At 68.0% G+C, this 12,419-nt stretch carries 13 protein-coding genes and 1 tRNA gene; 11 read left to right on the forward strand and 3 right to left on the reverse strand.

All coding sequences use genetic code 11. The features are described from left to right. Nucleotide 1: 1 nt before the first annotated feature. Nucleotides 2-595 (reverse strand): TetR/AcrR family transcriptional regulator, encoded by a 594-nt coding sequence (locus tag KXD98_RS20720; RefSeq protein WP_260765328.1) that lies wholly within the window; start codon nucleotides 593-595, stop codon nucleotides 2-4. Between the two features lie 92 nt (nucleotides 596-687). Between KXD98_RS20720 and KXD98_RS20725 the strand changes: the two genes are divergently transcribed. From KXD98_RS20725 to pth, 11 genes are all read left to right on the forward strand, one after another. Next, entirely contained in the window at nucleotides 688-2,199 is a 1,512-nt protein-coding gene (locus tag KXD98_RS20725; protein WP_260760154.1) for a CdaR family transcriptional regulator, read from the forward strand. A gap of 128 nt (nucleotides 2,200-2,327) precedes the next feature. Next, nucleotides 2,328-3,614, forward strand: coding sequence for an FAD-binding oxidoreductase (locus tag KXD98_RS20730; RefSeq protein WP_260760155.1), 1,287 nt, complete (start codon nucleotides 2,328-2,330; stop codon nucleotides 3,612-3,614). A 100-nt stretch (nucleotides 3,615-3,714) separates the two neighbouring features. After that, on the forward strand, nucleotides 3,715-4,194 hold the full coding sequence (locus KXD98_RS20735) for a GreA/GreB family elongation factor (protein ID WP_260760156.1): 480 nt from the start codon (nucleotides 3,715-3,717) through the stop codon (nucleotides 4,192-4,194). 51 nt (nucleotides 4,195-4,245) lie between these two features. Next, nucleotides 4,246-4,317: transfer RNA gene (locus tag KXD98_RS20740), tRNA-Gln, on the forward strand. A gap of 58 nt (nucleotides 4,318-4,375) precedes the next feature. Then, nucleotides 4,376-5,845, forward strand: a complete 1,470-nt coding sequence (gene glmU / locus KXD98_RS20745) for a bifunctional UDP-N-acetylglucosamine diphosphorylase/glucosamine-1-phosphate N-acetyltransferase GlmU (RefSeq protein WP_260760157.1) — start codon at nucleotides 4,376-4,378, stop codon at nucleotides 5,843-5,845. A 102-nt stretch (nucleotides 5,846-5,947) separates the two neighbouring features. Beyond that, entirely contained in the window at nucleotides 5,948-6,928 is a 981-nt protein-coding gene (locus KXD98_RS20750) for a ribose-phosphate diphosphokinase (protein ID WP_260760158.1), read from the forward strand. 1 nt (nucleotide 6,929) lies between these two features. After that, nucleotides 6,930-7,295, forward strand: coding sequence for an arsenate reductase (glutaredoxin) (gene arsC / locus KXD98_RS20755; protein WP_260760159.1), 366 nt, complete (start codon nucleotides 6,930-6,932; stop codon nucleotides 7,293-7,295). After that, nucleotides 7,292-7,978 (forward strand): LpqN/LpqT family lipoprotein, encoded by a 687-nt coding sequence (locus KXD98_RS20760; RefSeq protein WP_260760160.1) that lies wholly within the window; start codon nucleotides 7,292-7,294, stop codon nucleotides 7,976-7,978. Before arsC ends, KXD98_RS20760 begins: the two co-directional genes overlap by 4 nt. Nucleotides 7,979-8,025: 47 nt before the next feature. Then, nucleotides 8,026-8,895: an oxidoreductase gene (locus KXD98_RS20765; RefSeq protein WP_260760162.1), complete on the forward strand. Its 870-nt coding sequence runs from the start codon at nucleotides 8,026-8,028 to the stop codon at nucleotides 8,893-8,895. Nucleotides 8,896-9,035: 140 nt separating this feature from the next. Further along, a complete protein-coding gene (locus KXD98_RS20770) occupies nucleotides 9,036-9,692 on the forward strand; it encodes a 50S ribosomal protein L25/general stress protein Ctc (RefSeq protein WP_260760163.1) in 657 nt (218 codons plus the stop codon). A 9-nt stretch (nucleotides 9,693-9,701) separates the two neighbouring features. Beyond that, a complete protein-coding gene (gene pth, locus KXD98_RS20775) occupies nucleotides 9,702-10,280 on the forward strand; it encodes an aminoacyl-tRNA hydrolase (protein ID WP_260760164.1) in 579 nt (192 codons plus the stop codon). A gap of 5 nt (nucleotides 10,281-10,285) precedes the next feature. On the opposite strand, the gene KXD98_RS20780 is transcribed toward pth, so the two are convergent. Together KXD98_RS20780 and KXD98_RS20785 are read right to left on the reverse strand one after the other, a co-directional pair. After that, entirely contained in the window at nucleotides 10,286-11,137 is an 852-nt protein-coding gene (locus KXD98_RS20780) for an ABC transporter permease (RefSeq protein WP_260760165.1), read from the reverse strand. Next, a complete protein-coding gene (locus tag KXD98_RS20785) occupies nucleotides 11,134-12,096 on the reverse strand; it encodes an ATP-binding cassette domain-containing protein (RefSeq protein ID WP_260760166.1) in 963 nt (320 codons plus the stop codon). Before KXD98_RS20785 ends, KXD98_RS20780 begins: the two co-directional genes overlap by 4 nt. Nucleotides 12,097-12,419: the final 323 nt, after the last annotated feature.

Below are 12,419 nucleotides of genomic sequence, written 5' to 3' on the forward strand. Positions count from 1 at the left end.
GTTATTCCTCGTGCAGGGTCGGGTCGGACTCCAGATGCGTCAGGCCGTTCCAGCACAGGTTCACCAGGTGTGCGGCGACCACCTCTTTCTTCGGCTCGCGCACGTCGAGCCACCACTGGGCGGCCATCGACACCGAGCCGACCAGGGCCTGGGCGTACAGCGGTGCGAGGTCGGGATCGAGCCCGCGCCGGGAGAAGTCACCGGCCAGAATCGACGCCACCTGGCTGACCGCATCGTTGAGCAGCGTCGAATAGGTGCCCTGGGTGATGCTGGCCGGTGAGTCACGGATCAGGATCCGGAATCCATCCGTGTGTTCCTCAACGTAGGTCAGCAGCGCCAGCGCGACCCGCTCGACACGGACCCGGGACCGGTTGTTGGTCAGCGACGACGTGATGCCGTCGAGCAGCGCGGACATCTCGCGGTCGACGACCACCGCGTAAAGGCCCTCCTTACCGCCGAAGTGCTCGTAGACCACCGGTTTGCTCACGTTGGCGCGCAGCGCGATCTCCTCGACCGAGGTGGCGTCGAAGCCACGCTCGGCGAACAGCGATTTGGCGATCTCGACCAATTGCTGGCGCCGTTCGGTGCCCGTCATCCGGGCCCGTGGGGCGCGCAGCTCCTTCTCCGTTCCAGCCACGGCTTCAGCGTAGAGGGTGATTGCCGCCACACCGGGTAGCGTCAGGCACCGTGATCACGCTGGACCGGCTGATCAATGTCCTCGGGGGATACGGCGCTCGGCTGCGCGTCACCTCGGTCGTCAGGTCGACCGAGCTGCGTAGCGTGGTGCTACCCGAGGTCGTCGACGGCCGCACCGTGTCGGGTGACGTTTTGCTGGCCGTCGGCGCGTCAACGGCAGAGGAGGCACTGCAGTGGGCGCGGTCGGCCCGCGCCGCGGTCGTGATCATCCGCCACACCGAGTCGGCGCTCCCCGCCGAGCCCGCCGACATCGCCGTGGTGGCGATCGACTCGGCGATGCCGTGGAGCGACTTCGCCGCCATTGTCTACGGGCTGGTGATGGAGGGCCGCGAAACCGAGTCCGGCCGCGGCCCGACCGACCTGTTCGCGCTGGCCGACAGTCTCGCCGGAGCGCTCGGCGGTCCCGTGGTCATCGAGGACCGGCTCTCCCAGGTGCTGGCCTACTCGCGGGCGCAGGAGTCCGCCGACCCGGCGCGGGTCGCCACCATCCTGGCGCGCCAGGCTCCACCGGAGCTACGCGCGGTGTTCGAGCAGCACGGGGTCTTCAGCCACCTGGCCGGGTCCGACGAGCCGATGTTCGTGCCCGGTGACGACGCGACCGGTCTGCGCGGTCGCATGGTGGTGGCCGCCCGCGCCGGGCGCGAGCTGCTCGGCTCGATCTGGGTGGCCTGCGCGGCGCCGCTGACCGGGCCCCAGGCATCCGCGCTCGCCGAAGGCGCACACACCGTGGCGCTGCATCTGCTGCGCTCGAGGGCCAGTGCGGACCTCGAGCGGCAGGTGGAGTCGGAACTGGTGATTCGGCTACTGGAGAGCCCCGCCGATGCCGCCACCGTGGCCAGCCGGCTGGGCCTGCCGCAGGCCGACCTGCGGGTGATCGCGGTGCGCGCCCACCAGGGCGGGCAGGGTCACGCGGCGCTGCTGCAGGTCTTCGAACGTGCCACCGCAGGTTTCGGCTGGTCACGCCCATCGCGCAGCGCGCTGGCCGGTACCACCGTCTACACCGTGCTGGCCGCGCCGGAGGCCGCCGCCGCGCGCGCCTGGGTCGACGGTCTGGTCACCACGCTGACCGCGCAGGTGGTCGTCGCCGCCGGCATCAGCGCACCGGCCGACGCCACCGGCCTGGCCGCCGCGCGGACTGAGGCCGATGAGTGCCTGGCCCTGCAGGAGAGCGCCAACCCACCGGCCTTCCCGGCCTACGACGAGTCGTGGGACGACCTGCTGCTGCAACGGCTACGCACAGCGGCGCGGTCGGGCCGCACCCGGCCCCGCGGTGTGGTCGCCGAGCTGCGCGACCATGACCGCCTTCACCGCACCGCCTACGTGGACACCCTGCGTGCCTGGCTGCAGGAGCACGGCGATCCGGCGCGAACCGCCGCGCGACTGGGTGTGCACGAGAACACCGTCCGCTATCGGATGCGGCGGATGACCGAGGTCACCGATCTGCGTCTCGACGACGCACACAAACGGTTCGCGATGATGATCGAGTTGACCGTTCTGGACTGACGTTTGTCCCCAGGCGACACCATCTCGCGGTTGATTTGTCGAATTTTGACAACCCCCGCCGGTGGGTCCGGCCCGACCATGGAGCCATCGAACGGCACACATACCGGCACCGACGGGGAGGAATGGCGATGGCGGGCAGGTCAGGGATAAACGACGGTCCCCGATCCGTGGTCGTCGTCGGCGCCGGCATCGTCGGGCTGTCCGCCGCATGGTTCCTGCAGGAGCGCGGCGTCGAGGTCACCGTCGTGGACCGCGACGGTGTCGCCGCCGGTGCCTCGTGGGGCAACGCAGGATGGATCGCGCCGGCACTGACCGCACCGCTGAACTCGCCGGCGGTGCTGCGGGCCGGGCTGCGGTCGCTGGCCGATCCCGGCGCAGCGCTGCACATTCCGCTGCGCCCCGACAGCGCCTTGGTGCGCTTCTTGACGCGGTTCGCCGCGCACTGCCGGCCGTCGGTGTGGCAGGACGCCGTGGCCGCCAACGCCGTCCTCAACGACGAGGCGATCGAGACCTACGACGTCCTGGTGGCCAACGGGGTGGAAGCCCCGGTCACCGACACGTCGATCTCGGTGGCGTTCCGGGACCCGCGCAATGCCCGTGGATTCCTGACCGAGTTGAACCACATGCGTACCACCGGCCATGAGCTGCAGACCGAGCTGCTGAACGGCAGCGCACTGCGCGAACAGATGCCGCTGGCGTCGTCGGGCGTCGCCACCGTCGTCATCGTGTCCGGGCAGCGGTTCGTCGACCCGGGCCGGTTCACCCGCGCGCTGGGCCGCGCGGTGGTCGAGCGCGGCGGACACATCGTCACCGGCGAGGCCACCGGCTGGTCGGGAACTCGCGGCGAGCTGCGGGTGCGGCGACGCGACGGCGAACCCCTGCCCGCCGACGCGGTGGTTCTGGCTGCCGGCGCGTGGCTGCCGGCGCTGACCGGCCGCCGGGTCCGAGTCCGGGTTCAGGCAGGCCGCGGTTACTCGTTCACCGTGCCCGTCGACCGCGCGGTGCCCGGCCCGATCTACCTGCCTGAGGCTCGGGTCGCCTGCACCCCGTACCACGGCGGTCTGCGGGTGGCAGGAACCATGGAGTTCCGGCGTCCGGACGAACCGTTGATGCCGCGCCGAATCGACGCCATCGTCGCGTCGGCGGCCCCGCTGCTCGACGGTGTGCGCTGGCATCAGCGGCACGACCTGTGGGTCGGCTCACGCCCGGTCAGCGACGACGGCAAACCGCTGATCGGCCTGCTCGAACCCGGCGTTTTCGTCGCCGGCGGCCACGGCATGTGGGGTCTGGCCCACGGGCCGGCCACCGGCCGGCTGCTGGCCGAGCAGATCATCACCGGCAAACAACCCGAGGTGCTGCGGCCGTTCGACCCGCTGCGGCGAGGATCTCCGGCCACCGACCCGACCGACACCTGACATCTGCGCCCTCGACCGAGGGCTCCCCAGCCGTCAGGGGCGGCGCCGTTCCTCGGCCCGCCCCTGACGACGATCACTCCCATCGGAAGGACGAATCCTCGTGTACGACACCGACCGCATCTGGATGACACCGCAGACCCGGCAGAGCCTGGAAGCCGAACTGGCCGCCCTGCTGGCACTGCCGAACTCCGCCGACGTCGACGACACCGAGCGCACCGACCAGGTGGTGGACGCCTGGCTGGCCCGCAAAGAACGCATCCGCGAGATCCACGAACTGTTGAGCAGGGCTGACGGTTCGGAGCTCCCGCCCGACGACGGCATCGTCGAACCGGGCATGGTGGTGACCGTCCGCTACGAGGACACCGGCGAATCGGAGGCGTTCCTGCTCGGCACTCGCGGCACCTCCGACACCGAGCTCGACGTCTACACCGTCAACTCCCCGCTGGGCAGTGCGCTGCTGGGCGCAAAGGCCGGTGAGCAGCGCAGCTACCAGTTACCCAACGGCACCGTTCAGCAGGTTACGGTGCTGACGGCCAAACCCTTCGGCGCCCACGCACTCGACAACGCCGCGACAGGTTGACCCGCACGTCGGATAAAGTGCACGCGTACGAGACGTCCGATCCGTCTCCGATCCGTCGTGGTGTAATCGGCAGCACCTCTGATTTTGGTTCAGATAGTTCAGGTTCGAGTCCTGGCGACGGAGCACATCATCGCGAGCGTGCGCCTGCGCTGACACGCGCGTTCGCGGGGGAAGGACGAATATGGCTCAGGCCGCGGTTCTGATCCTGGCCGCCGGTGCGGGCACCCGGATGAAGTCGGACACCCCCAAGGTGCTGCACACCCTGGGCGGGCGCAGCATGCTGGCCCACGCGCTGCATGCGGTGGCCGAGCTTGACCCGGGACACGTGGTCGTGGTGGTCGGCAAAGACCGCGAGCTCGTCACGCCCGCAGCATTACAGATCGGGCAGCAGCTCGGACGAGACATCGAAATCGCCGTGCAGGAACAGCAACTCGGTACCGGCCACGCTGCCGAGTGCGGCCTGGCGGCGCTACCCGGGGACTTCGCCGGAACCGTCGTGGTCACCTCCGGCGACGTTCCGCTGCTCGACGCCGGCACCTTGGCAGGGCTGATCGGCACACACCAGACCGCGGGGGCCGCGGTCACGGTGTTGACCACCACGCCGGCCGACCCGACCGGCTACGGACGCATCCTGCGCAATACCGACGGCGCGGTGACGGGCATCGTCGAGCAGGCCGATGCCACTGCGCAACAGCGGGCGATCACCGAGGTCAATGCCGGGGTGTACGCGTTCGACGCCGTTGCGCTGCGCTCGGCTCTGGCCCGGCTGCAATCCGACAACGCCCAGCATGAGCTGTACCTGACCGATGTGCTGGCCATCGCACGCGCCGACGGCCGGGTGGTGCGGGCCGAGCACGTTGCCGACAACATGCTGGTGGCCGGCGTCAATGACCGGGTGCAGCTCTCCGCGCTCGGGGCCGAGCTGAACCGGCGCATCGTCGCAGCCCACCAGCGCGCCGGGGTCACCGTGATCGACCCGGCGACCACCTGGATCGACGTCGAGGTGACCATCGGCCGCGACACCACCGTTCGTCCGGGCACCCAGCTGCTGGGGAGCACCGTGATCGGCGCGCGGTGTCAGATCGGCCCGGACTGCACCCTGACCGATGTCACGGTGGGAGACGGCGCCGAGGTGGTACGCACCCACGGCAGCGCGTCGACGATCGGTGCGCACGCCGTCGTGGGACCGTTCACCTACCTGCGTCCCGGCACCGCGCTGGGTAGTGCCGGCAAGCTCGGCGCGTTCGTCGAAACCAAGAATGCGTCGATCGGCACTGGCACCAAGGTGCCGCATCTGACCTACGTCGGTGACGCCGACATCGGTGAGCACTCCAACATCGGCGCGTCCAGCGTGTTCGTCAACTACGACGGAGAAACGAAGAGTCGCACCACGATTGGCTCTCACGTACGGACTGGGTCGGACACCATGTTCATCGCCCCGGTGACCGTCGGCGACGGCGCCTACACCGGCGCCGGCACGGTGGTCCGCGACGACGTCCCGCCGGGGGCGCTGGCGGTGTCGGCCGGCCCGCAACGCAACATCGAGGGGTGGGTGGCGCGCAAGCGCCCCGGCAGCACCGCCGCGGCAGCGGCAGCAGCGGCGTCGGCGGCCGCGAGCGAAGAAGAACCTGGTGCAGCCACCGAGCGGTAGTGATCGGCGGCCTTTTGTTGGCATTCTGGTAACCCGCCAGCGCAGGTGCGTAACCGCTACGTACGATGGCCCCGTATCGATCCCCGACGCCGAGGGCAGCCCGTGAGCCACGAATGGACTGACAACCGCAAGAACCTGATGCTTTTCTCGGGTCGGGCGCACCCTGAGCTGGCCGACCAGGTCGCCAAGGAACTCGACGTCCCGGTGACCGCGCAAACTGCGCGAGTCTTCGCAAACGGCGAGATCTTCGTCCGGTTCGACGAATCGGTCCGAGGATGCGACGCCTTCGTACTGCAAAGCCATCCCGCGCCGCTCAACGAATGGATCATGGAGCAACTGCTCATGATCGACGCGCTAAAGCGGGGCAGCGCCAAACGCATCACCGCGATACTGCCGTTCTATCCCTATGCCCGGCAGGACAAGAAGCACCGTGGCCGCGAACCGATCTCGGCCCGGCTGATCGCCGACTTGTTCAAGACTGCCGGCGCCGACCGTATCGTCACGGTCGACCTACACACCGACCAGATCCAGGGTTTCTTCGACGGCCCGGTCGACCACATGCGAGCGCAGAAGCTGCTCACCGGGTACATCGCCGAGAACTACTCCGAGCACGACATGGTGGTCGTCTCCCCCGACTCCGGCCGGGTCCGTGTCGCGGAGAAGTGGGCCGACGCGCTGGGCGGCGTTCCGCTCGCCTTCATCCACAAGACCCGGGATCCGCTGGTGCCCAACCAGGTGGTTTCCAACCGTGTGGTCGGTGACGTACGCGGCAAGACCTGTGTGTTGACCGACGACATGATCGACACCGGCGGCACCATCGCCGGCGCGGTGCGGTTACTCAAGCAGGACGGTGCCGGTGACGTGATCATCGCCGCAACCCACGGCGTCCTGTCCGACCCCGCACGGGATCGACTGGCCGACTCCGGTGCATGCGAAGTGATCGTCACCAATACACTTCCGATCAGCGAGGAGAAGCGTTTCCCGCAGCTGACCGTGCTGTCGATCGCCCCGCTACTGGCCAACACGATCCGCGCCGTGTTCGACAACGGCTCGGTCACAAGCCTTTTCGACGGATCAGCCTGATATGAGCGCCCGGTCCGATGGGCGGCCCGCCGCCCGCATCTACCACAACCCGAAGTGTTCGACTTCACGCAAGACCCTGGATCTCTTGCGCGACAACGACATCGAACCCGAGGTGGTGCTGTACCTGAAGACACCTCCGACCCGGGCAGAGCTTGAGCAGCTGATCGGCGATGCCGACATCGACGTACGCACTGCGGTGCGCAAACGCGAGTCGCTCTACGCGGAGCTGAGACTGGCCGAGGCCTCGGACGACGAACTGCTCGACGCGATGGCCGAGCACCCCATCCTGATCGAGCGGCCTTTCGTGGTGACCGACAAAGGCACCCGCCTGGCCCGTCCACTCGACTCGGTGCGCGAAATTCTGTGACCCGGCGCATCCGGCTGACTTCGGCCGCGGCGGCACTGCTGCTGTCCGCGGTCGCCTGCGCACCGGAAGCCCCTGACTACCAAACGATCTGGTCGACGACGAATACCCCTGCCGCCGCGACCGCTGATCCCGAGGCCGAGGCCGACCAGGAGCGGATGTCGATCGCCGCGTGGCTGGAGCGCGCAGGTGTGGTCGGTCAGCAAGTGGCCCCCGACAAGCTGACCGACATCACGGTCTCGATGCCGATGCCGCAGGGCTGGCAGCCTTACCAGAACCCCAATCTCAGTCCCGGCACCCGGGTCATCGCACAGGGCTCCACTTATCCGATGGCCATGCTGATGGTGTTCGAACTCGACGGTGACTTCAATACGACCGAGGCGCTCAACCACGCCGACGTCGACGCCAAGGCGTCGGAGAACTTCCGGGAACTCAACGCCTCACGCAACGATTTCCGGGGATTTCCGTCGTCGATGATCGAGGGCAGCTACGATCTCAACGGCGCCCGGATGCACAGCTACAACCGCATCGTCATCGCCACCGGCGCCGCGCCGCAGCGGCAGCGCTACCTGGTGCAGTTCACCGTCACCGGTTTCGCCGACAAGGCCGCCGAGGAAGCGCCCGACATCGAAGCGATCATCAGTGGTTTCACCGTAGAGGTGCCGGTCGGGCCGCCTCCCCCGTGACTCCCGCTCCCGCTTGACGTGCCCGTACCGCAACTTAGGGTGTGGGAATGAGCGACTGGACCGCAGCAGAGCTGCCCTCCTTTGCCAGTCGAACCGTCGTCGTCACCGGCGCCAACAGCGGATTGGGTCTGATCACCGCGCGTGAACTCGCACGCGTCGGGGCCACGACCATCCTGGCCGTGCGCAACCTGGACAAGGGGCATGCCGCAGCGGCGAGCATGGCCGGTGACGTACAGGTGCGCCAACTCGACCTGCAGGACCTGGCGTCGGTGCAGGACTTCGCCGACAGCGTGGACAGGGTCGACGTGCTGGTGAACAACGCGGGCATCATGGCTGTGCCGTATGCGCGCACCGTCGACGGATTCGAGAGCCAGATCGGGACCAACCATCTGGGCCATTTCGCGTTGACGAACCTGCTACTACCCCGGATCACCGACCGCGTGGTGACGGTGTCGTCGCTGATGCACCTGTTCGGATACGTCAGCCTGACCGACCTGAACTGGAAGTCGCGGCCCTACCTTGCCTGGCCCGCCTACGGGCAATCCAAGCTGGCGAACCTGTTGTTCACCAGCGAACTGCAGCGAAAGCTGACCGCGACGGGCTCTGCGGTGCGGGCGGTGGCTGCCCATCCCGGGTACTCGGCGACCAACCTGCAAGGTCAGAGCGGCAATCGGATCGGTACCCGGATCGCCCTGCTCGGCAACCGGTTCATGGCCACCGACGCCGACTTCGGCGCGCGCCAGACGCTCTACGCCGTGGCCGCCGACGTTCCTGGTGACAGCTTCATCGGTCCGCGGTACATGTCACGTGGGGCGACGGGACCATGCTGGCGCAGCCCATTGGCACGCGATCGCGCCAAAGCAGCGGGACTGTGGTCGTTGTCCGAGGACCTCACGGGTGTGCGATTTCCGCTCTGAGGCGTCGCTGCGCTAACCTGGCGAGCGCGTCACGGCGAGGGTGGCCCTACCGGCCACCGTTATCGACGGGAACCAGCACATCTTTGTGAGCAGCCCTGGCCGTGCCCGAGAAACCGAACTTCGGCACAGGAGCAACGACCATGGCACAGACGCCCGTCAACAATCTCACCGCGCACGTCCGCGATACCACCGGCAAGGGCGCCTCGCGCCGCGCCCGCCGAGAGGGCCGTGTTCCGGTGGTGCTCTACGGTCACGGATCCGAGCCGCAGCACCTCGAGCTCGACGCGCACGACTTCGCCGCGGTGCTGCGCCACGCGGGCACCAACGCGGTGCTGACGCTCGACATCGCCGGCACCGAACAGCTCGCACTGACCAAGGCCCTCGACATTCATCCGATCCGCCGCAGCATTCAGCACGCCGACCTGTTGGTCGTGCGCCGCGGCGAGAAGGTGACCGTGGAGGTCAACGTCATCGTCGAAGGCGACGCCACGCCGGGCACGCTGGTCACCCAGGAGGCCAACACCATCGAGATCGAGGCCGACGTGCAGTCCATCCCCGAGCAGCTGACCGTCTCGGTCGAGGGTGCCGAAGAGGGCACCCAGTTCCTGGCAGGCCAGGTCGAACTGCCCGGCGGAGTCACGCTGGTGACCGACCCTGAGGCGCTGGTGGTCAACGTTGTCGCTGCGCCGTCTGAAGAGGAACTCGAGTCCGAGGGCGCCGGTGCGCCGGACGGGGAGCAGCCCGAGGAGGCCGGGGCAGCCGACGAGGCCGCCGAAGCCCCCGCCGACTCCGAGTAGGTCGAACCGATGGCCGAGCCCGTCTTGGTGGTCGGCCTGGGCAACCCCGGACCTCGGTACGCCACCACTCGGCACAACCTCGGCTTCCTGGTCGCCGACATCCTGGCCGATCGCATCGGCGCGGGATTCACCGTGCACAAGAAGTCGGGGGCCGAGGTGGTGGCCGGACGCCTCGGCGGGAAGTCCGTGGTGCTGGCCAAACCGCGCACGTACATGAACGAGTCAGGTCGCCACGTCGGCCCGCTGGCGAGGTTCTACTCCGTCGCGCCTGCCGATGTGATCGTGATGCACGACGAACTGGACATCGACTTCGGCCGTATCCGGTTGAAGTTCGGTGGCGGCGTCGCCGGACACAATGGTCTGCGTTCTGTCGGATCAGCGTTGGGTACCAATGATTTCCACCGCGTGCGCATCGGCGTCGGACGTCCCCCGGGGCGGCAGTCCGGTGCGTCGTTCGTGCTGGAGAACTTCAATTCGCGGGAACGCCCGGAGGTCGCCACCATCTGCGAGCAAGCCGCCGACGCCACCGAACTGCTGATCGCGCAGGGGCTTGAGGCTGCGCAGAACATCGTGCACGCCTGGGGTTAGTCGTGTCAGTCCGACGTGCGGCGCCGGTAGGCGTAAAGCGCGAACGGCGCGAATATCGCGGTGAGGGCGACCGACCAGAGCACGGTGGACAACACCGGATGGTGCAGAGGCAACTGGGCACTGGCCGGTGCCGGCCCGCCGTTGCCCCAGAGCTCTCGCATCGCCTGCGCCAGCGAGGACACCGGATTCCATTCGGCGATGACCCGTAGCCAGTGCGGCATCGGTTCGGTGGGCACGAAGGTGTTGGCCAAGAACGTCATCGGGAACAGCGCGGTGAACATCACCCCGTTGACCGCCTCGACGGTGCGCATCAGAGAACCGACCAAGATGCCAAACCAGATGATCCCGAAACCGAACAGCAGCAGCAGGATGAACGCCAGCACCGCCTCGGCCACGCCATTGCGGATGCGCCATCCGATCGCCAGGCCGGTCAGCGACATCACCACCACACCGAGCGAGGAGTGGATCAGGCTGGCGATGCTGCGGCCGATCAGCACCGCCGAACGCGAGATCGGCAGCGACCGGAAGCGGTCGATGATGCCCTTCTCCACGTCGGCAGTGATACCGGAGGCGACGACGAAGGCCGAAAAGACGATGGTCTGCGCCAGTATTCCGGCCAGAAGGTACTCCCGGTAGGACGACCCGCCGGTGTTGATCGACGCACCGAAGACGAACGCGAACAACAGCACGAACATGATGGGTTGCGCCGTGACGTCGCTGAGCATCTCCGGCATCCGCTTGGTGTGGATCATGTTGCGCTTGACCATGATCCAGGACTGCTGAGCTATGTTGGTCGGGTGGGTCGGGACCGGGTCGGGCCGGACCGAAGCCCGCGCCCTGGCGTCGAGTGCGGTCATACGCCGGCCTCCTGGTTGTCGTCGGTGCGGTGCCCGGTCAGGGAGAGGAACACGTCGTCGAGGCTGGGTCGTGACAGTCCGATGTCGTCGACCGCGACGCCGCCGTCGCGCAGCCAACCCGCGACGGTGATCATGTCGTCGAGTCCGTCGGCCGAGGCGGTGAGTTTGCGTGCCGCGGCGTCGACGAAAACCTCTGCCCCGGTACGGGCCAGCAGACCCCGCGCGCGCTCGAGGTCGGCCCCGGCCGAGACGGTGACCACCAGACTGGCGCGCCCGGCCTGCTGCTTGAGTTCCAGCGGCGAACCCTGCGCGATGATCCGGCCGCGGTCGATGACGACGATGTTGTCGGCCAACTGATCGGCCTCCTCGAGATACTGGGTGGTCAACAGCAAGGTGGTGCCTTGGGCCACCAGTGCGCGCAACACATCCCACAGCTCGCTGCGACTGCGTGGATCCAGACCCGTGGTGGGCTCGTCGAGGAACAGCACCGGCGGTGCGGCCAGCAGGCTCACCGCCAGATCCAGCCGCCGCCGCATGCCCCCGGAGTAGGACTTGACCACCCGGTCTGCGGCATCGGTGAGCGAAAACTGGTGCAGCAGTTGGTCACCGAGCCGGTCCAGGTCCTTCCTGCGGATACCGTACAGACCGCCGATCATCCGGATGTTCTCCCGGCCGGTCAGGATCTCGTCGACGGTGGCAACCTGGCCGGTCAATCCCATATGTCGGCGGACCTGATCGGGCTCGGTTCGGATGTCGTACCCGGCCACCCGGGCCGTCCCACCGGTCGGCTCGGTCAGCGTCGTCATCATCCGCACGGTGGTGGTCTTTCCCGCACCGTTGGGGCCGAGCAGCCCCAGCACGGTCCCCGGCGGAACCGTGAAGCTGACCCGCTCCACCGCGGGGACCCCGTCGTAGTGTTTGACCAATTCGACGGCCTCGATCGCCGGCGCAGTAGACATGGCTCGACGGTATCGGGTCGCGCCGACACGCACCGACCGGCAGTGCCACAGGCTAATGGCGCCGGCCTGGGGACAGGCCGGGGCGCAACGCGAAGGCGCCCACACCCCAGGTGTTTCTGCCCGACACAAAGTTGCGGCAGAAAATTCACGCATTTGGCCAGCAACGTCATTCGTCGGTCCCTACGATCCTGCTAGCTCGTTTACGCGGGTGTCAAAAACAGTGTCCGTTTCCGTGCGGACCGATCCGGGGGGAATGACGTCGATGGCTGCTTGCGCTGCAACGAACCAGGTGGACCGTGCCGGGTCCGGCGATGCCGCACCGA

It is taken from the genome of Mycobacterium sp. SMC-4, assembly GCF_025263265.1.
Classification (GTDB): Bacteria; Actinomycetota; Actinomycetes; order Mycobacteriales; family Mycobacteriaceae; genus Mycobacterium.

Bases quoted from the DNA above. Each gene is read 5' to 3' on its own strand.
- pth (WP_260760164.1), top strand. From the start codon at position 9,702: ATGGCCGAGCCCGTCTTGGTGGTCGGCCTGGGCAACCCCGGACCTCGG.
- KXD98_RS20785 (WP_260760166.1), bottom strand. From the start codon at position 12,096: ATGTCTACTGCGCCGGCGATCGAGGCCGTCGAATTGGTCAAACACTAC.
- glmU (WP_260760157.1), top strand. From the start codon at position 4,376: ATGGCTCAGGCCGCGGTTCTGATCCTGGCCGCCGGTGCGGGCACCCGG.
- arsC (WP_260760159.1), top strand. From the start codon at position 6,930: ATGAGCGCCCGGTCCGATGGGCGGCCCGCCGCCCGCATCTACCACAAC.
- KXD98_RS20770 (WP_260760163.1), top strand. From the start codon at position 9,036: ATGGCACAGACGCCCGTCAACAATCTCACCGCGCACGTCCGCGATACC.
- KXD98_RS20720 (WP_260765328.1), bottom strand. From the start codon at position 595: ATGACGGGCACCGAACGGCGCCAGCAATTGGTCGAGATCGCCAAATCG.
- KXD98_RS20730 (WP_260760155.1), top strand. From the start codon at position 2,328: ATGGCGGGCAGGTCAGGGATAAACGACGGTCCCCGATCCGTGGTCGTC.
- KXD98_RS20765 (WP_260760162.1), top strand. From the start codon at position 8,026: ATGAGCGACTGGACCGCAGCAGAGCTGCCCTCCTTTGCCAGTCGAACC.
- KXD98_RS20780 (WP_260760165.1), bottom strand. From the start codon at position 11,137: ATGACCGCACTCGACGCCAGGGCGCGGGCTTCGGTCCGGCCCGACCCG.